At 69.6% G+C, this 22,713-nt stretch carries 1 protein-coding gene; it reads left to right on the top strand.

Annotated features, from left to right (window positions below; genetic code table 11):
- The first annotated feature begins 11 nt into the window (after nt 1-11).
- Complete coding sequence (locus tag SLQ33_RS14885) at nt 12-22,682, top strand: non-ribosomal peptide synthase/polyketide synthase (RefSeq protein ID WP_319454630.1); 22,671 nt, start codon at nt 12-14, stop codon at nt 22,680-22,682.
- Nucleotides 22,683-22,713: the final 31 nt, after the last annotated feature.

The raw sequence follows: 22,713 nt of genomic DNA on the forward strand, positions 1-22,713 counted from the left end.
GTTGGGAGTACGTGACCGCCCATTCGCTGGACATCACGGAGCTCTTGGATCAGTGGAACAACCACTCGACACCCGAGTGGACGTCCACGGTGCCCGAGCTGTTCGCGGCCCAGTGCGTCGCGACGCCCGACGCCGTCGCCGTCGTGCACGGCGACCGCCGGCTGACCTACCGCGAACTCTGTGAGCGCGTCGCGCAGTTGGCGAACACCCTGCGCGACAACCACTCCCGGCCCGAGAGCATGGTGGCTGTCGGAGTGCCGCGCTCGGCCGAGATGGTGGTGTGCGTGCTGGCGGCCATGGTCGCGGGCGCCGCATTCGTGCCACTGGACCCCAGCTGGCCTGCGCACCGTCGCAGTCAGGTGCTCGCCGACGCCGGTGCCTCGGTGACGTTCATCGCCGGTGACGACGAATCCGATTGGGACGTCCCGACTCTGGTGGTGGACCTCGACGACTGGCGGTACGCCGACCGACCGACGTCGGCACCGCACGTGATGGTCGAGCCAGGGCAGCTCGCCTACGTCATCTTCACGTCGGGCTCGACGGGCAAGCCAAAGGGCGCGATGATCCGCCACGAGGCGATCGCCGAGCGGCTGCTCTGGCAGCGCGACCACATCCTGCTCTTCGGCGACGACGACGCCGCTCTCTTCAAGGCGCCACTGTCCTTCGACATCTCGGTCAACGAGATCCTGCTGCCACTGATCAGCGGCGGGCGTGTCGTCGTGGCACGGCCCGACGGCGAGAAGGATCCGGAGTACCTGCTCGACCTGATCCGAACCGAGCGCGTGACGTTCGTGTACCTGGTGTCGTCGATGCTCGACACCCTGCTCGAACTCGACCGGCTCGCCCAGGCGGACGGGCCGAGCTCGCTGCGGTCGCTCCGGCACGTGTGGTGCGGCGGCGAGGTGCTCACCCCGGGCTTGTTCGCCCGCTTCCGAAATCAGCTGTCCACCACGCTGTATCACGGCTACGGCCCCGCGGAGGCGACCATCGGTGTCTCCCATGTGATCTACCGCGACACCGCGGAACGCATCGCCACGTCGATCGGCAAGCCCAACCCGCACACCCAGCTGTACGTGCTCGACGACGCCATGCGCCCGGTGCCGCCAGGCGTCGGCGGCGAACTGTATGCGGCAGGCTTCCTGTTGGGTCGCGGCTACGTCAACGCGTCATCGCTGACCGCATCGCGGTTCGTGGCGAATCCCTTTGGGGGCGACGGCTCCCGCATGTACCGCACGGGCGACCTTGCGCGGTGGACCGAAGACGGTTCGTTGGAGTTCCTCGGCCGGGCCGACAACCAGGTCAAGATTCGCGGGCGGCGCATCGAACTCGAGGAGATCGAGTCGCAGCTGGCCGACCACCCCGCGGTGCGCCAAGCCGTCGTGGACGTCCACCACCGCGGCGGTGCCGACCACCTGGTCGGCTACGTGGTCACCGTCGACGGCGTCGCGAACGACGTCGCGATGCACCGCGACATCGCCGACTGGGCCCACACCCGGCTGCCCGACTACATGGTGCCGACGCTGTTCGTCGCCCTGGACCGCGTGCCCGTCACCGCCAACGGCAAGACCGACCGCCGCGCGCTGCCCGCGCCCGACGTCGCCGGCGAGCGGACGGTCAATCCACCCCGCACCCCGCGAGAAACGGTGCTGTGCAGGGCCTTCGCCGAGGCGCTTGACCTCGACCAGGTCGGCGTCGACGAGGACTTCTTCAGCCTCGGCGGCGACAGCATCGTCGCCATTCGGGTGGTCAGCCGGGTCCGTGCTCACGGCTACGCGCTGCGTCCCCGCGACATGTTCGCGCACCGGACGGTCGAGGCGCTCGCGCCGCTGCTGGCTGAAGCGGCCGCCGTCGAGGCATCGGTCGGGGTCGACCCGACGGGTGCTGCGGCTGCGACCCCGATCCTGCGCTGGCTCGACGGTGTCGCTGCGGGCGGCGGCGCAGCGCATTCCGTGCTCGACGGCTTCTACCAGGGCATGTCGCTGGTCACGCCCGCCGACCTGAACGAGGACACCTTGCGTGCCGCGTTGCGCGTCACCCTCGATCGTCACCAGGTGCTGTGGGCGAGCACCGACGGCAGCGCCTCGAACCTGGCCATTTCCGATGCCGCACCCGAACTCCGTTTGCTCACAGGCGAGCTCGCCGACGGCATCGAAGGCATGCGGGACCGGCTGGTCGCGACGCTCGATCCCGAGGCCGGGATCATGGTCGCGTTCGGATGGCTGCGTTCCACCGTCGGCACCGGTCGGCTGCTCGTGGTGGCCCACCACATCGTGGTGGACGGAGTGTCGCTGCGCATCCTCGCCGAGGACCTCACCGAGGCCCATCGACAGCTCGCGGCAGGCGATGCGGCCACGCTGGCCCCGCCCGAAACATCGTGGCGGGCTTGGGCACAGCGCCTCAGCGACGCCGCCGTCGATGGGACGTTCGACGGCGACCTCGAGTACTGGCAACACACCTGCGCGACGTCGGAGTTGGCCTGGGGCGACCGGCCGCTCGACGCCGCGGTCGACACCGTCGCGACCGAGGCCAGGCTCACCGTCGAGTTGCCCGCCGCCGTCACCGAAGCCGTGCTCTCCGCGGTGCCCGGCCGGATCCACGGCCACGTCAACGACGCGATGGTCGCCGCGCTGTACCTCGCGCTGCGTGAATGGCTGGCGGGCCGCGGTGCGGACATCGACACCCTGCTCCTCGAGTTGGAGGGGCATGGCCGGGAAGGGCAGCTCGTCGGCGACGCCGACCTGTCGAGCACCGTCGGCTGGTTCACCACGCTCTACCCCACCGTGCTGCGTGCCGACGAGTTCGACTGGCGTGCAGCGTTGTCCGACGGCTACGCGCTGGGCGCGGCGGTTCGGTCGATCAAGGATCAACTGCGCGCGGTGCCGTCGCACGGACTGAGCTACGGCGCGCTGCGCTACCTTCGCGGCAACGACGGCCTCGTCGCCACCCCGCAGGTGTTGTTCAACTACCTCGGGCGGTTCGACACCGCGGAGCGGCCTTGGGCGTTCGCCGACGACCTCGTCGCGGTGATGGAGGACCGCGACCCCGCGATGCCGCTGCCGCGACTGCTGGAGGTCAACGCCGAGGCCGTCGACACCGCCGCGGGTCCCGTGCTGCGCGCCACCTTCAGCTGGCCCTCGGGAGCCATCGCGGAGTCCGAGGTCGCCGGGCTCGCGCGCCGGTGGAGTGAACTGCTGACCACGATCGGCACCAGTGCCGAGGTCCGCGGTCACAGCGTGTCGGACTTCGGCCGGGTCGCGATCGGCGCCGACGACGTCCGCGAGCTCGAGGCCACGTACCCGGGACTGGTCGACGTACTGCCGCTGACTCCGACGCAGCAGGGCATCTACTTCCACTCCACGTTCAGCCGCCGCCACGATCCCTACGTGGTGCAACAGCTCGTCGACATCACCGGCCCCCTTGACGTGGAACGGTTCCAGCGCGCGACCGAGACCGTCGTCAGCCGGCACCGCACCCTGTCGGCAGCGTTCACGACACTGTCCGACGGCACGCCCGTCGCCGTCCACGCCGCGCCGGTGGCACCCGACTTCGAGGTGGTCGACGCGCGGCACGCATCCGGCGCCGCCTCAGTGGTCGCCCAGCGGGCCGAATGGGAACGCACTCGCCGATTCGACCTCGCCGCGCCGCCGCTGACCCGCTACACCCTGGTCCGGCGGACCGACGATTTGCACACGATGATCCAGACGGTGCACCACATCGTCGCAGACGGGTGGTCGGTCCCGCTCGTGCTCGATGACCTCCTGACGGCCTACGCTGGCGCCGACTTCGACGGTCCCGCTCCGCAATTCGACCGGTTCGTCGACTGGCTCGGCCAGCGCGACGAGTCCGCCGACGAGGAAGCCTGGGCGCGTGTGCTCGACGGCGTCGTGGAGCCCACCAGAGTCGCGGCCGCCGACGGTGCCCGCGGTCACCTCGTCGCGCACGCAACCGGATTCGGCAGCCGCACGCTCAGCATGTTGTCGCGCGGCGTCGCCGCGGCCGCGGCGGGCCGTGCGTCCGTCACCGTCGGAACCCTGCTGCACACCGCGTGGGGCATCACCGTGGGTCGGCTCACCGGCGATGACGACGTGCTGTTCGGCACGGTGGTCTCCGGACGTGGCGGCAGTGGCGAGGGCACGGTCGACGGCGTCGACCGGATGGTCGGCCTGCTGGTCAACACCGTGCCCGTGCGGGTGCGCTGGTCGGCGACGGACACTGCGCGGGACGTCGCGGCGCGGCTGGCCCGCGCCGAGTCCGAGGTCGTCGAGCACCATCATCTGCCGCTGACCGAGGCTCACCGCATCACGGGCGTTGGCGAGCTGTTCGACTCTCTGGTCGTCATCGAGAATTTGGGTGCGACAACGCATTCGAACGGTGACCTGACGCTCGGCGAGCTCGACGTGGTCGAGGCGCCGCACTACCCGCTGACGGTCATGATCGCGGTGCGCGACACCATCACGGTCACCGTCACCAACGACCGCGACCACGTGTCCGACGCGTTCGCCGAGGCAGCCGCCCAGGCCTTCGTCGAAGTGCTGACCGCCGTCACGGCGGACATCGGGATCGGCTGTGGGCAGCTCGAACTGGGCGTTGCAGAAGTGCCCGCCGCCGGAACCGAGGTCACGACGGTCACCGCGCTGCTCGCGGACGCCATCGACACTCACCGCGACGCCACGGCCATCATCGCGGGTGAGCGGTCGCTCAGCTTCGGCGAACTCGACGCTCGCGCAGGTGCACTGGCCCGTCGCCTCACCGACGCGGGCGTGCGACGCGGTGACGTCGTCGCGCTCGCCCTGTCCCGGTCGGTCGATGCGGTGGCGGGGATGTGGGCGATCATCTCGACCGGGGCGGCGTACCTCCCCGTCGATCCGACCTACCCGCAGGCACGCATCGAGTTCATGCTCGATCACGCGCAGCCTCGCGCGGTGCTCGTCGACGACGTCGGCCGCGCCGCCCTCGCGGGCGCGATTCCCGACGGCACCACCACCGTCGACACCGGCGAATCCACGGACGCGCCAGCACCCTTCGAGCCCGTCGAGGTAGGCCCGCTGGACGCGGTCTCGGTGCTCTACACGTCCGGCTCGACCGGTGAGCCCAAGGCGGTCGTGGGAACTCATGGGGCGCTGGCGAACCGACTCACCTGGGCAGTGGCCGAGTGGCCCGCGCCGACGAGGCTGGCCAAGAGCTCGCTGTCGTTCATCGACGGCACCACCGAGCTGCTGGCAGGGCTCGTCGCCGGGGCGCGCACGGTCCTTGCCGACGACGTCGCGGCCAGGGACGGCCGTCGGCTCGCCGAGTTGGTGGCCGCGCACGACGTCAACCAACTGGTGGCGGTCCCGTCGTTGGCCTCCGCACTGGCCGACGAACACGCCGCGGAGGTCCGCGGCGTCGCACGCTGGATCGTCAGCGGCGAAGCACTCGAAGCGGCCCACGTCGCGGCGCTGCGCGCCGCATGCCCTGGCGCCGCGATCGTGAACTCCTACGGCTCGTCGGAAGTCGCCGGCGACGTGCTCATGGGCGTGCAAGAGGCCGACGGCATCACGCTCGGCACCACCGTCGTCGGTACCGGCATTCGGATTCTCGACCGCAACCTGGCCGACCTTCCCGCCGGGGTGATCGGCGAAATCTACGTCAGCGGTGCGCAATTGGCGCGCGGCTACCTTGGTCGTCCCGGCCAGACGGCCACCCGGTTCGTCGCGGCGCCGGACGGCGAGCGGATGTACCGCACCGGCGACCTCGGCGCCCGCCTGGCCGACGGGCGGATCGCCTTCGGCGGTCGTGTCGACGGGCAGCTGAAGGTCAACGGGCACCGCGTCGAGCCCGGCGAGGTCGAAGCGGCGCTGACCCGGCGGGCCGGGGTGCTGCAGGCGGCCGTGGTCGGCACCGGTTCGACCCTTGCCGCCTTCATCGTCGTCGATGCGGGCGCACCCGACCCCGATGCGGTGCTGGCCAGCGTCGCCGAGGCGCTTCCGCGCCACCTGGTGCCGACGTCCATCACGGTCGTCGACGCGATTCCCCTGCTGCCCAACGGCAAACGGGACGCCGCTGCGCTGGTCGCGCGGGTCGGATCGGACGCTTCCACAGCCGACGTGCCCGTGGCGCCTGCCGACGACGCGCAACGCGCCATCGTCGAGGTGGTGGCCGACGTGCTCGACCGCGACACTGTCAGCGCGGATGCCGACTTCTTCGCCCTCGGTGGCGACAGCATCGCGGCCATCCGGGTGACCAGCAGGCTAGCCCGCGCCGGATACCGCGTCACCACCGAGGACGTCTTCCGGCGGCGCACCGCCATCGGGCTGGCCGCGCTGCTGAACGAAACCGCATCGGACCGGGCCGCCGACGGATCGCCCGAGCCCATCGCCCGCTTCGGCACGGTGCGGCTGTCGGACGCCACCATCGCGGCCATCACGTCCAGCGGAGCCGTCGAGGACGTCTGGGCGATGTCGCCACTGCAGCAGGGCGTCTACTACCAGAGCACGCTGGGCTCCGACACGGACGAGGCCGGACCGACCTACCTCGCGCAGAACACGTTCGAGTTCGACCGCCGCGTCGACGTCGATGCCATGCAGGCGGCGTTCACCGCGCTGCTGCGCCGCCACCCGCAGCTGCGAGTGGGCTTCCGTACCGTCGACCACGCCGAGTCGGACCCGGCGCCGGACGCCACCGCGCTAGTTCAGGTCGTCGTCTCCGACCCCCCGTCCGAGCTCACCGTCGTCGACCTCAGCCGATACCAGGCCGACGATCCCGCGCTCACCGAGGCGGCGCAACGCACCTCCGACATGGATCGGACCGCGGCGTTCGACGTCGCGAACCCGCCGCTGGTGCGGCTCACGGTCATCCGGCTGCCCGACGGACGCGACCGCATGTTGTTCACCTACCACTTCCTGTTGTTCGACGGTTGGTCCCGCGAGCTGGTCCTGCGGGAGTTGTTCGCGCTCTACGACTCCCGCGGCGAACGCGGCGCCATCGAACCGCACGGCAAGCTCGTCGTGCGGCATCTCGAATGGTTGCGCGCGCACGGCGACCCCGAGACGTCGCCGGCGTCCGGCGCCTGGCGTGAGCTACTGGGCGGGCTCCGCGAGCCGACCCTGGCGAGCGGCGTCGAACCAGGCCATCCCGATGCCGACGCCGACTCCGAACCGGACCGCATCGTTGTGAAGGTGGCCGAGCGGGTCACCGACCGGTTGCGCGCGCGCGCCAATGAGCTGGGCGTGACGCTGAACGCGGTCGTCACGGCGGCGGTCGCGACGGTCACCGGGTACCACGCGGGCACTACCGACGTCGTCCTCGGCACCACCGTCGCCGGACGCCCCGGCGAACTGGTCGGCATCGACGAGACCATCGGGCTGTTCCTGAACACCGTGCCCGTCCGCCTCGACCTGTCGCCCGGGCGTTCCGCGGCGGAGGTAATGCGGACCGTCAACGAGCAGCGCGTGTCGATGATGCGCCACGATCACCTCGGCCTCGGCCAGATCCAGCGCGCCGCAGGCGATTCCGGTGGAGCACTGTTCGACTCTCTGCTGGTACTTCAGAACTTCCTCGACGACGACACGTTCACCGACCTGGAATCCGCCCACGGCATCGTCGGCGTCGACTACCACGACACCACCCACTTCCCGCTCACCTGGGTGCTCACCCCCGGCCGCGAGTTGACGGTCAAGCTCGAACACCGCGTCGTCAGCGAGGACCGCGCCCACGAGATGGTCGAACAGCTCCTCGCGGTGTTCGACGCGATCGCGGCGCGGCCCGCCGTCCCGGTGGGCACCATCGACCTGGTCAGCGCGGAGCGCCGCAGCGAACTTGAGCAGCGCTGGTCGCAGACCACGCGGTCGGTCGAACCCGTCACGATCGCCGAACTGCTTGCCCGCCAAGCCGAACGCAATCCCGACGACACCGCCTTGGTCTTCGGTGCGGAACGCGTCACCTATCGCGAGTTCGACGACCGCGTGTCTGCGCTCGCGCGATACCTCCGTAGCCACGGCGCGGCCCCGGAGTCGTTCGTGGCGCTCGCCCTTCCACGCTCCATCGACATGGTGGTCGCGCTCTTCGCGGTGCTGCGGGCAGGCGCCGCCTACCTGCCGCTGGAACTCGACCTGCCGATCGACCGGTTGCGCACCATCATCGACGACGCGCGTCCGGTGTTGCTGCTCACCACCTCCGAGCGCATCGAGGTGTCGGACTGCGCCCGCGGTCACGGCGCCACCGTCATCGCGGTCGACGACCCGGACACCGTCGCGGCGTTGGCTGCCACCTCGACGCTGCCCTTGACGGCCGCCGAGCTCGGCGACTTCGCCGAAGGCGAGCGACGGCTGCAGCACCCCGCGTACCTCATCTACACGTCGGGTTCCACCGGGCGCCCGAAGGGCGTGCTGACGGGCTATGCGGGCCTGACGAACATGTACTTCAACCACCGTGAGGCGATCTTCGACCCCACCGTGCGGCGCGCCGGCGACGGGCAGTCACTACCCAAGATCAATGTCGCGCATACGGTTTCGTTCTCCTTCGACATGTCGTGGGAGGAACTGTTCTGGCTGGTCGAAGGTCACCAGGTGCACGTCTGCGACGAGGAGTTGCGCCGCGACGCACCGGCCCTGGTGGCCTACTGCCACGAGCACCGCATCGACGTCATCAACGTCACGCCCACCTACGCGCACCACCTGATCGACGCCGGCCTGCTCGGCGAGCACACGCCCGCACTGGTGCTGCTGGGCGGCGAGGCCGTCGGCGACGGCGTCTGGTCGGCGCTGCGCGACCATCCGGCATCAGCGGGCTACAACCTCTACGGTCCCACCGAGTACACCATCAACACCCTCGGTGGCGGCACCCACGACAGCGTGACACCGACTGTCGGGCAACCGATCTGGAATACCCGCGGCTACCTCCTGGATTCTGCACTGCGACCCGTGCCCGACGGTGCGACCGGCGAGCTCTACATCGCCGGAATGGGCCTGGCCCGCGGCTATCACCATCGTCCCGGGCTGACGGCCAACGCCATGGTCGCCGACCCGCACGTGCCTGGCGGCCGGATGTACCGCACCGGAGACCTGGTGCGACGCCGCCCCGACGGCCACCTCGACTTCCTGGGCCGCGCCGACGACCAGGTGAAGATCCGCGGCTACCGCGTCGAGCTCGGCGAGGTCGAGTCGGTGCTCGCGACCGTCGCCGGAGTGGCGCGCTGCGCAGTGGTGTCCCGCTCGACCTCGGGTACCCCGCCGGTGAAGACCCTTGCCGCATACGTCATTCCGGCCACCAAGCCAGCGGATGCGTCCGGGTTCATCGCTGAGTTGCGCGACCAGCTCGCCAGCCTGCTGCCGCCCTACATGGTGCCGACCCGTTACGGCATCGTCGACGAGCTCCCGTTGACGATCAACGGCAAGCTCGACGTGGCCGCGTTGCCGGAACCGGTGGCCGCCACCCTCGGCACCGGACGCTCACCACGCACCGACGTGGAGGCGACGCTGCTCGGGATCATCTCCGCGGTGCTCGGGATCGAGGCCGGCGGCCTCAGTGTCGACGACGACTTCTTCGCCTTGGGCGGAGACAGCATCTCGTCGATCGCCGTCTGCGGCAGGGCTCGCAAGGCCGGCCTGCAGCTGACCCCCCGCGACGTCTTCCGACGCAGGACGGTCGCAGCGCTGGCCGCAGTCGTCAAGACCGATTCAACGGTCGCCGTCCGCGAGTCCGACACCGGTATCGGGGTCGTCGCCGCGACACCGATGCTCGCCGAGACCGAACAGTCGGCGACGCCGCTCACGGGCTTCTACCAGGCGCAGGTGCTGGCGACTCCGGCCGGAATCACCCACGAGCAAGTAGAACTCGTCGTTCGGTCGCTCGTCGACGCACACGGCATGCTGCGCGCCAGGCTCGACGTCACAGACACGGGATGGACGCTGACCGTCCCCGAGCCCGACGGCCACGTCGAACCACTCGTCACCAGCCGGCCGGGTGTCCTCGATGCGGCCGAGCTCGACGCGGCCACCGCCGCTGCGGCCGCCGAGCTCGCACCCGAGCGTGGAGCCATGGTCCGCGCGGTGTGGTTCGACACCCCCGCGTCGGCGGGTCAGCTGCTGCTCGTCATCCACCACCTGGTGATCGACGGCGTCTCCTGGCGCATTCTCGGCGACGATCTCGCCCGGGCCTGGACCGAGGTGTCGGCCGGCCGCCCCGCCGCGCTCGACGAAGTCCCGACGTCGTTCCGGACCTGGTCGAACACGCTCGGCGCCAGGGACTTCGACGCCGAGGCCGAGTACTGGAACGAGGTACTGGCGACCCCGGACCCCGACCTGGGCAGCCGAGCCGTTGACCCCGCGGTCGACACCGCCAGCACGGTGCTGAGTCACGGGAGCTCGTTGCCGTCGGACGTCAGTTCGGCGTTGTTGTCGTCAGTGCCCGCGGCCATGCATGGCGGAGTCAACGACGTCCTGCTCACCGCCTTGACGCTGGCGCTGGCCAAGTGGCGAGCCGACCGCGGCCGCAGCGAAGGCACCGCCGCCGTCCTGAACTTGGAAGGCCATGGCCGCGAAGCGGAGTCCGTGCCAGGGCAACTGGACCTGTCCCGCACGGTCGGCTGGTTCACGTCGATCTATCCCGCGCGGATCGACCCGGGCGCGCTGACGTGGACCGAGGTGCTCGAAGCGGGCCCGGCCCTCGCGGCATCCGCGAAGTCGGTCAAGGAGCAGCTGCGCACTATTCCCAACCGGGGGCTCGGGTACGGCGTGCTGCGCTACCTGGACGAGTCGCGTCCGCTGCACGGCGCCGCGCCTCAGGTGCTATTCAACTACCTCGGCCGGTTCGCCGGTGGCGGCGGCAAGGACTGGGAGCCGGTGGCAGACATCGGCGCGCTGCGCGAGGGTGTCGACCCCGCCAACCCCGCCGTGGCACTGGAGATCAACGCGCTCGCCGAGGACCGGCCGGACGGCACCGTGCTATCCATGACGCTGGCCTGGCCGGGCGGTCTGCTCGAGCCCTCCGACGTCGCGGACCTTGCGACGTCGTGGTCGGAGGCCCTGACGGCGCTCACCCGCTGCGCTGAGCTATCCGGCCACACCCCGGCGGACTTCCCGCTCATCACCGTCACCCAGTCCGACGTCGACGGCTGGCAACGCACCGGTCCCATCGACGACGTCCTGCCCTTGCTTCCGCTGCAGCAGGGCATGTACTTCCACAGCGCATTCGGTGATGGCGTCGACACGTATCAGGTGCAGCAAGTCGCCGACTTGGCCGGGCCAGCCGATCCGGATGCGCTGCGCACCAGCGTCGCTGCCGTGATGCGCAGGCACCAGGCGCTCCGCGCCAGCTTCCGCGAACTCGCCGACGGTCGACTCGCTCAGGTCATCTGGGCCGACGCCCCCGTCGACTTCCGAGCCGTCGATGCCGACGCGGCGCAGCTGGAAGACATTGCTCAGGAAGAACTGGCACGTCCCTTCGATCTGACGGACGCGCCGCTTGTCCGCTACGTGCTGGTGAGCCTGAGCCCGACGGAGCATCGCCTCATCCAGACCATGCACCACATCGTCGCCGACGGCTGGTCGTATCCGGTGATCTTCGGCGACGTCGTCGAGCACTACAACGCCGCCGTCGGGGCTGGCCCCGCGCTGAGGCCGATCACGGCCACCTTGCGTGACCACGTCGAAGCCGTGACCAGTGGCGACCGCGCACCCGCTCGACAGGCGTGGTCGACGGCGCTCGAGCACGTCGAGTCCACCATGCTGTTCCCGAGCGAGGATGGCCAGCAAGGACATTCGGTCGGTGAGCATCGCAGTGCCGTCCGTCGACTCTCCCCCAGCCTGACCCGCGCATTGACCGAGTCGGCCCGCGCACGCGGCGTGACCCTTTCCACCGTGCTGCACGGTGCGTGGGGACTGCTCCTCGGTCGCCTGCTCGACCGACGGCGCGTGGTGTTCGGCTCGACGGTCTCGGGGCGTGGCGGCGAGTTGGCCGGCACCGAGTCGATCGTCGGACTCCTGATCAACACCATCCCGGTGCCGATGTCGTGGGACGACCAGACGACGATCGCGACCGCCATGGCGCAGCTGCAAGACCAGCAGGCGACCCTGCTCGATGCGCAACAGTTGGGCCTTGCCGAGCTCGCGCGGCTGGCCGGCGTCAGGGACTTCTTCGACACGATGGTCGTCGTCGAGAACTTCCCGACCGTCGCGACGGAGGTTTCGGAAGACGCACGGGCACTGCGGTTCCGCGGTTTCACCGGTACCGACTCGCCGCACTACCCCGTGTCGTTCGTGGCCTATCTCGACGACCGACTCACGGTGGAGCTCAAGTACGACGCCGACGCGGTGACGGAGCTGGCGGCCGACCGGTTCGCCGAGCGCATCGAGCGCATTCTGACGACGTTCGTCGAACGTCCGGACACCCCGGTCGCGGACATCGACCTGCGCACCGAGGTCGAACGGCGGTTCGGCGCGGACTCCCAGTCGCGCCCAGGACCGGACCGAACCCTCGTCGATGCCTTCGCCGCGGCGGCATCGCGTTCCTCGAACCGGGTGGCCGTCACGTGCGGCGCCGACCGACTCACCTACGCCGAACTCGATTCTCGCGCCACGGCAGTGGCCGCGACGCTCGTCGGACTCGGGGTCCGGCCCGAGAGTTGGGTGGCCGTGGCGCTGCCCCGCTCGGCAGACCTCATCGTCGGTCTGCTGGCGGTCATCAAGGCCGGCGGTACGTACGTCCCACTGGACATCGACTCGCCCGCTGCGCGGCTGCAACACATCCTCGACGACTCGGCCCCCGTCTGCGTGCTGACCGATCGTCCTGGCCGACTGACGAATTCGACGATCCGCACGGTGCTGCTCGACGACGCGGCGCAAAGTGGTCGCGATCAACCGTCACCTCAACCCGGGCTCGAACCCGATCACGCGGCCTACGTCATCTACACCTCTGGCTCGACGGGGGTGCCCAAGGGCGTCGCCGTCACGCATCGGAATGTGGCGGCGCTCTTCCGGGGTACCTCTGAGCTCTTCGAATTCGGGGCCGACGACGTGTGGACGATGTTCCACTCCGCCGCGTTCGACTTCTCGGTCTGGGAACTGTGGGGACCGCTGCTGCACGGCGGGCGGCTCGTCGTCGTCGAACAGCTGGTGGCACGAGATCCCGAGCGCTTCCTCGAGCTGCTGTCGACCGAGCGGGTGACGGTGCTCAACCAGACCCCATCGGCGTTCTACCCCTTGATCGAAGCGGACCGACTCCACCGGGTGCCCTTGCATCTGCGGTACGTCGTGTTCGGCGGCGAGGCCCTTGACACCGGCCGGCTGGCCCGCTGGTACGAGCGACACGCCCCCGAAACTCCGCTGCTGGTCAACATGTACGGGATCACCGAGACATGCGTCCACGTGTCGCACCGTGCCCTCGATGCGGCGGACACCGCGGCGACGGACAGCGTCATCGGCGGGCCCATCCCCGGGCTGCGCATCCACCTGCTCGACGCTGGGCTCCGGCCGGTCCCCGCGGGCGTGGTCGGTGAGGTCTACGTCGCCAGCGGCCAACTCGCGCGTGGGTACGTCGGTCGGCCGGGCCTGACGGCGGGACGCTTCGTGGCCAACCCGTTCGATGCCGCCGGTGAGCGGCTCTACCGCAGTGGCGACACCGCCATGTGGACCGATACTGGCGAGTTGGTCTACGTCGGGCGGTCCGACCAACAGGTCAAGGTCCGCGGATACCGAATCGAGCTCGGCGAGGTCGAGGCGGCGCTCGCCGCGCTGCCCGACGTCGCGAATGCCGCTGCGGCCGTGCGGCAGGACCCATCTGGGCGCACCCGGCTGATCGGGTACGTCGTCGGCCGCGAGACGGTCGACGTCGCTCGGTTGCGCGCGGACCTCTCACAGCGGATCCCGGACTACATGGTGCCGTCGGCGTTCGTCGTGCTCGACGCACTGCCCCTGACCGTCAACGGCAAGCTCGACCGAGCCGCACTTCCCGAGCCACCCGAGCCCGGTCCCACTCCTCGCGTCGAGGCCACCGACCAGGGCACCGCAGCACTACTCGCCAGCCTCTGCACCGAGATCCTCGGTACCGCAGTCGGTGTCGACGACGACTTCTTCATGATGGGCGGCGACAGCATCGTCGCCATCCAACTGGTCAACCGGGCGCGACGGCACGGGCTGCGGATCACCCCGCAGCAGGTCTTCGTGAACCGCACCCCGACGGCACTGGCCGAGTCCGTCGAGGAAGTCGCGCCCGCCGTGGACGACAGCGGACCGGATCTCGGCGAGGTCATGCTGACCCCCATCGTGGCGCGCCTGGCCGAACTCGGCGGAACGGTGTCGCGGTTCAACCAGACCGAGCTGCTGCGCACCCCCATCGGCGTGACGCTGGACCACCTCGACGCGGCGCTGGTGGCGGTGATCAGCCGCCACGACGCCCTGCGGTTACGGCTGAGCCGTCCGGTTCCGATGTTGTGGTCGCTGGAAACCGTTGCAGAAGCCTCGGTATCGGTGTCACGGGTCGGCGCCGCACACCTCGACGACGACGCGTTGCGGAACAGGATCGGCGAAGAGTCCGACGCCGCCGCCGACCGGCTGGACCCCGATGCCGGCACCATCGTCGAAGCGGTGTGGTTCGACCTGGGTCCGCAGCGCCAGGGCCGACTACTCCTCGTGGTCCACCACCTCGCCGTCGACGGCGTCTCTTGGCGCATCCTGATCGAGGACCTCAGCGAGGCCTGCGCTCAGGTGATGGCCGGCCAGCGGGCGATGCTGCCACCGGTCCCCACCTCGCTTCGCTCGTACGCCCGCGTCGTCAACGAGAACGCCCAGCAGGCAGCACGATTGGCCGAATTCGAGCACTGGACGTCGACGTTGACCCCCGGTGGCGAGCTCGAGCCGCAGACGGCCGTGGTCGCCCTCACCGTCGGGGCGACGCGCGATCACGACGTCCGGCTCACCGCCGAGGAGACGGTGCCGCTGCTGACGACGGTGCCCGCGATGGCGAACGCCGACGTCACCGAAACACTGGTGGCGGCACTGCATGTGGCGGTGGGCCGGTGGCGAATCGCCCGCGGCGGCGCGTCCGATGCACCGCTGGTGCTGGACCTCGAGCGGCATGGCCGCGACGGGTGGGGCGACTTCGACTTGTCCCGCACCGTCGGCTGGTTCACCGCGATCGCCCCGGTGCGACTGGATGCCCCAGCGGGTGACGACCTCGTGGCCGTGCTCAAGGAGGTCAAGGAACGGCTTCGCGCCGCTCCGGACGGCGGGCTCGGCTTCGGCCAGCTCCGCTACTGCAACCCACGCACTGCCGCCGCGTTGGGCCGGCTGCCCGCCCCTCAGCTGTTGTTCAACTACCTCGGCCGGTGGGCCGCAGATGGCACCGAGGACTGGGACTCGGCACCAGAGGTCGACGCGCTGCGGGCCGGGCCCAACCCCGACCTCGGCACTCCATACCTTTTGGAGCTCAACGCCATCTGCGACGAGACCGTCGATGGCCCACGTCTGCGCGCCACGCTCACCTACGCCCACGGCGAGCTGAGCTCCGACGCCGTTGCTGAGCTCGGCGAGCACTGGGTCGCGGTGCTGCGCGAACTGGGCCAGGCGGTCACGGGCCAGCCCGCCACCGCCGCGCTGACGCCGTCGGACTTGTCGCTCGTCTCGCTGTCCCAACAGGACGTCGACCGCGTCACGGCGGGCACCTCGCGGGCGGTTCAGGACGTCTGGCCGCTGTCGCCCCTTCAGGAGGGCGTGTACTTCCAGGCCAGGTACGCGAAGGCCGCGGTCTACATCGTCCAGAACGTCTTCGACTTCGTTGAACCGATCGACGTCGACGCCCTGCGCAAGGCCTACTCCGCGGTGATGCGACGCAACCCCGTGTTGCGGTCGGCCTTCCTGGGTGACGACCTGCCGCAACCCGTGGCCGCGATCGTCGTGGACCCCGTGTGCGAACCCGAGACCGTCGACCTGACGGGGCTTGCGCCAGAACGGGTTTCCGAGCGGGTCGAACAGCTCACCGCCGACGACCGACTCCGCACTTTCGACCTGGCTTCGCCGCCGCTGGCCCGGATGACAGTGATCCGCACCGGTGCGCACGACCGGCTGATCTTCAGCTACCACTTCCTGCTGCTGGACGGCTGGTCGCGCGAACAGCTACTGCGCGAACTGTTCTCGGAGTACACCGCCGCCAAACGGGGCATGCGCGCCGAGCTCCCCGACCCGACGGCCGACTTCACCGACTACCTGCGCTGGCTGGCCCGTCAGGACCGGGACGCCTCAGCGGGCCAATGGGCCGACGCCCTCGCCGACCTGGCCACGCCGACCCTGCTGGTACCCGAGGCGGTGGGCACCGAGGCGACACTTGCCCTGCGGCTCGACTTCACCCTGACCGACGAACAGACCGCGGCGCTCACCACGTGCGCACGATCGGCCGGCGTCACCCTGAACGCGCTCATCAGCACCGCACTGGCGCTGGTGCTGGCCTACGAGACCGGTAGTGACGACGTGGTATTCGGCTCGACGGTGGCGGGCCGCCCGACCGACCTCGACGGCATCGACTCGGTCATCGGGCTCTTCCTGAACACCGTGCCGACCCGTGTCCAGCTGCGCCCCGACCGCACGCTGGCCGAGACGATGCACGCCGTCCAGTCCGAGCGGCTTCGCCTGATGGACCACGAGTACCTCGGCCTCGGCGACATCCAGCGCGCGCTCGCCAACCGGGATCGCGACACCAATGGTGCGCTGTCTGGCGGCGGGCCGCTCTTCGACAGTCTCTACGTGTTGCAGAACTTCCTCGACGACGACACGTTCACCGACATGGAGACCGATCACGGCATCGTCGGCCACGATTCGATCGACGCGTCGCACTATCCGCTGACGTGGGTGGCGTCGCCGGGGCGTCGGCTGTGGGTCAAGTTGGAGTACCGGCCCGACGTGGTGGGCCGCGAACGCGCTGCGCGACTCCTAGCCCGGCTGCAGCAGGTCATTCTGCACATCGGCGAAGAGGGCGGTGTCGCCGATGCGTTGGCCGCGGTTCCGTTGGTGCTCCCCGACGAGCGGGCCGCCCTCGCCGCGCGGGCGGCGTCGACGGATCACGACCTTCCCGAAGCGACCGTGCTGGATCTGCTCGCCGGCCGCGACCCCGAGTCGTCGACGCTGACCGCATTGGTGTGCGGCGATGACAGCATCGACTACGGCCAGCTGGAGGAGCGGCTCAATCGGCTCGCCTGGGTGCTGCGCGACCGTGGCATCGGGCCGGAATGCACGGTGGCCCTGGCCATCCCAAGGTCGATCGATGCCGTGGTCGCGCTGTTTGCGGTGCTGCGCGCCGGCGCCGCGTACCTGCCGCTCGAACTCGACTATCCCGACGACCGGCTGGCGGTCATGCTCGACGACGCCGAGCCGGTGTGCGTGCTCGTCACGTCGGCCACGGCCAGCCGCATCGCCGGAGTGGCGCCCGACGCATGTCCGGTGATCGTGCTCGATGGCGACGACGCGTTGGCGAAGTGCGCTGCGGCCCGACCCGATTGGGACGGTTTCTCGCCGCGCCCCGACCAACCCGCCTACGTCATCTACACGTCGGGGTCGACGGGCAAGCCCAAGGGCGTCGTCACACCGCACCGCGGGCTGACCAACATGCACCTCAATCACCGCGAGGCAATCTTCGCGCCAGCCATCGCCAAGGCCGGCGGTCGCAGACTGCGCATCGCGCACACCGTGTCGTTCTCGTTCGACATGTCGTGGGAAGAGTTGTTGTGGCTCATCGAGGGTCACGAGGTGCACATCTGCGACGAGGAGCTGCGCCGCGACGCGACGGCACTGGTGTCGTACTGTCACGAGCACCGCGTCGACGTCATCAACGTGACGCCGACGTACGCTGCGCTGCTCTTCGAGCAGGGCCTGCTCGACCCGAACGGTCATCCGCCGGTGCTGGTGCTGCTCGGCGGCGAAGCCGTCTCGTCCACGGTCTGGAACAGGCTGCGCGACAGCGATACCAGCTACGGCTACAACCTCTACGGCCCCACCGAATACACCATCAACACCCTCGGCGGCGGCACCGATGACAGCGCCACTCCCACCGTCGGCGAACCGATCTGGAACACCAGGGCGCACATCCTCGACGGCTGGTTGCGTCCGGTTCCCGACGGCATCGCGGGCGAGCTCTACATCGAGGGCGCGGGGTTGGCGCGGGGCTATCTCGGGCAGCCGGCGCTGAGTGCGGGTCGCTTCGTCGCGAATCCCCAAGGCCCGGGCCGGGTCTACCGCACCGGCGACCTGGTGTTGCGGCGCGCGGACGGCAATCTGGACTTCCTCGGCCGCACCGACGACCAGCTCAAGATCCGCGGCTACCGCGTGGAGCTCGGCGACATCGAGGCGGCATTGGGCGCCCATCCCCGAGTCGCGCAGGCAGCCGTGATCGCGCGTCCCGATCCGAACACGCCGGGCTCGCACCGACTGGTTGGCTTCGTCGTGCCGACCGCGAGGACGGCCGAGCACCAGAACCTCGTCGGCGAGCTTCGTACCTACCTCAAGGGCGTGCTGCCGCCCTACATGGTGCCGACGGCGATGGCGGTGCTGAACGAACTTCCCCTGACCGACAACGGCAAGCTCAACGTCCGGGCGCTCCCCGACGTCGCGCCGTCGGCCCAGAACTCCAGTCGGCCACCGCAATCCCCCACCGAAGAGACGCTGTGCGAGCTCTTCGCCGAGGTGCTCGGGGTCGACGGCGTCGGAGTCGACGACGACTTCTTCGACCTCGGTGGACACTCCCTGCTCAGCATCCGACTGATCAGCAAGGTCCGCGCGGCGCTCGGCGTCGAGCTGGCCCTTGGTGACGTCTTCAACGCGCGCACCGTAGCGGGCCTCGCCGCTGGCCTGGAATCGGAACGGGCACTCGAGCGGGCGCCGCGCCAGGAATTGGTCGCAGGCCCCCGCCCGGAACGCGTCCCGGCGTCGCCCGCGCAGGAGCGCATGCTGGTCGTCGACCGGCTCGGCGAAACGGGTGTGGCGTACAACTATCCGTTGGTTTTCCGCGTCCGCGGCGCATTGGACGTCGATGCGCTGCGCGACGCCGTTGGCGACGTCGTCGACCGGCACGAGTCGCTGCGCACCGTCTTCACCGAGGACGACGGCGGCTACCGCCAGGAGATTCTGCCCGTTGGCACGCGGCCGCCGTTTCGCGTCACGGACTGTGCCACGGATCGGATTCCCGCCGAGGTTGCGGCGGCCGCCGGTCACCGCTTCGACCTGAGCAGCGAGCTTCCGCTGCGGGTCGACGTCTTGACCGCGAGCGCCGAGGACCACACGGTGGCGGTGCTGCTGCACCACATCGCGACCGACGAGTGGTCGGACGCGCCGTTCCTCGCAGATCTGAACCGGGCCTACCAAATCCGTTCGTCGAGTGACGATTCGGCGTTGCCCGCGTTGCCGATTCAGTATGCGGACTACGCGCTGTGGCAGCGTGAGCTGCTGGGGGACGTCGGCGCGCGGCAGCTGGAGTTCTGGAAGTCGGCCCTTGCCGGCGCCCCCGACGAGCTGAGCCTGCCGACCGACCGCGCTCGGCCCGCCCGGGCCAGCGGAACGGGTGGCACGTTGCACGTCGAGGTGTCGACGGAACTCGCTGCGGCACTTCGGACCATCGCCGACGAGCGCCAGGTCAGCATGGTGATGATGCTGCACGCCGCCGTCGCCGTGCTGCTGCACCGGTTGGGAGCCGGCGACGACATCGTGGTCGGCACGCCGGTGGCCGGCCGCGACGAGTCCGCGCTCGACGAGGTGATCGGCTTCTTCGTCAACACCGTGGTGCTGCGCGCGGACGTGTCAGGAAACCCGACGTTCGACGACGTGCTGACGCGAGTGCGGTCGGCCGACCTGGCGGCGTTCGCCCACCAGGAGTTGCCGTTCGAGCGACTGGTCGAGGAGCTCAATCCCCCGCGCGTCGCTGGCCGAAACCCGTTGTTCAACGTCTTCGTCGGATACCACCGCCGCGATGGCGACGACGCCGAGATGTTCGGGCTGCCCACCGAGTGGAGCGAACCGCCCGTCACCGCAGCCATGTTCGACCTCGGATTCACGTTGATCGACGATCGCACGTCGGGATCCGCGACGATCATGGCCGAATTCAGCAGCGACCTGTTCGATGAGTCGTCGGTGCGGACTCTGACTCGCAGGCTGACGCGGACGCTGCGCCAGGTAGCCTCCGACACCACGACGCCGGTGAGTGCCATCGACGTGCTCGCCGACGGTGAACGCGACACGCTGATCGCCACCCGCAATGACACGGACCGTGACGTGGATTCGCATGCCCTGGGTGCGCTGGTGGCCGCGCAAGCGACGGCGACACCGGATGCGCCTGCGGTGGTGTTCGAGGGCCGTGAACTGAGCTACGCAGAGTTGGACGCCTGGTCGGATCGGTTGGCGGCCAAGCTCACCGACGACGGCGCCCGCCAAGGCGGCATCATCGGAGTCTCGCTACCCAGGTCTGTCGAACTGATCGTCACCCTGCTGGCGGTCGCCAAGTCCGGTGCGGCCTTCCTGCCGCTTGACCCGGAGTATCCGCCAGACCGGTTGGCGTACATGATCGATGACGCCAAACCCGCCGCCATCATCGACGACCTCGCCGTGGTGCGCACCGCGCGCGATCGGCAGCAGGCCGGCCCGCGGGTCAAAGTCGATCCGGCGTCGTGGGCCTACGTGCTCTACACCTCAGGGACAACGGGACGGCCCAAGGGAGTCGCGGTGCCACACGCGGGCATCGTCAACCGCATCGCCTGGCTCCAAGACGCCTACCCGCTGACGGCAGACGATCGGATGCTGGCGAAGACACCCATCAGCTTCGACACCTCGGTGTGGGAGGTGTTCTGGCCGCTCAGCGTCGGCGCGACGTTGGTGATCGCCCGGCCTGGCGGTCACCGCGAACCGGCTTACCTCGCCGAAACCATTGCCGCCCAGCGTGTCACCGCAGTCGACTTCGTCCCGTCGATGCTGGAGCTCTTCCTCGACGAACCCCGCGCAGCACAGTGCGACACCCTGACGAGGGTCACCGTCGGCGGCGAAGCGCTGCCCACCGACCTGGCCGCCCGCTTCTCACTCGCGCTGGACGTCCCCTTGCACAACCTCTACGGGCCGACCGAAGCCTCGGTCGACGTCCTCGGCTGGACCGCTGACGGCGGCCCCATCGCCCTCGGGACGCCGGGCTGGAACGTCCGCGCGTATGTCCTCGACGAGTATCTGAACCCCGTCCCCTCGGGCGCCCAAGGCGAGCTCTACTTGGCCGGCGTGCAACTGGCCGACGGCTACCTGCACCGCCGCGATCTCACCGCAGAACGCTTCGTGGCCAACCCCTTCGACGCCGGCGCACGCATGTACCGCACCGGCGACCTGGTCCGCTGGCGCGCCGACCACCAACTCGAGTACCTCGGCCGCACCGACGACCAGATCAAATTGCGCGGCGTCCGCATCGAGCCCGGCGAACTCGAGACCGTTTTGGCGACGCATCCCGGCGTATCCTCGGCGCGGGTCGTGGTTCGCAACGACCGGCTCGTCGCCTACTACCTGCCTGCCGACGACGCTCCAACCGCCGACTCGCTGCGCAAGCACACGACCGCCGCGCTTCCCATCCACATGATCCCGTCGGCGTTCGTCGCACTCGACGAGTTCCCACTCACCCCCAGCGGCAAGCTCGACCGCAACGCACTACCCGCGCCCGAATTCGGCGCCACCACCGGCCGTCCCCCCGAAACCCCCCAACAGCGACGACTCTGCGACCTGTTCACCGACGTCCTCGGCGTCACCGTCACCACCATGGACGACGACTTCTTCAGTCTCGGTGGGCATTCCCTGCTTCTGGTGCGACTCGCGGCAACCATCCGACGCGAATTCGGCGTCGACCTACCCGTGGCCGAGCTGATGATCGCCTCCACCGTGGCGGACGTCGCCCGACTTCTGACCGACGGAACCACCGGTGGCGTACCCGACAGCCTGTCGCACGTGTTGTCGTTGCGCCCATCAGGATCCGAGCCGCCACTGTTCTGCATCCATCCCGCCAGCGGGCTCAGCTGGCAGTTCGCTGGCCTGAAACGGTATCTGCCCGAGCAGATCCCGTTGTATGGGCTGCAGTCGCCGCTGTTCTCCGGCCACGAGTTACCCGAGACCATCGCAGAACTCGCGGCCGACTATGCCGACACGGTGGTTGAGGTGGCCCCGATCGGCCCGATCAGGCTGCTCGGTTGGTCGTTTGGCGGCTCGATGGCGCTACTCGTGGCCGAGGAACTCACCAGGCGCGGTCGCGACGTCACCCATGTCGGCATGCTCGATGCCCGCACCGACGTCACCGCCGAGAGGACGTTCGACCCCGCTGCCGTGCTGGCCGGCCTGCTCCGAGAGATGGGCTTCCCCGTCGACCCCGGTGCCAAGATGACGGTGGCCGACGCGGTGTCGCTGGTACGCGCGAGCGACGACGCGATCGGCATCCTCGACGACCGTCAGATCGCCCTGGTCGTCGAAAACTACGTGGCCGCCGAACGTTTCACCGCGAACGCCGACTACGGACGCTACGCCGGCGATGTCTTCTTCGTCGATGCCACCACGTTGGAGATGGACCTCGTTGGAGTTGCCTCGCTGGGTTGGCGGGACCACGTCGGCGGCGAGCTGCGCGTCGTCAAGCTGGACTGCCGCCATTCCGAGCTGATGGATTCGGACACCCTTGAACGGCTGGGCCCGCTCATCGCGGCCGAACTCGCCTCGTGAGACGGCAATACCCGCCGGTTCGCACCGGCGG

It is taken from the genome of Mycobacterium sp. RTGN6, from assembly GCF_033804605.1.
GTDB lineage: Bacteria > Actinomycetota > Actinomycetes > Mycobacteriales > Mycobacteriaceae > Mycobacterium.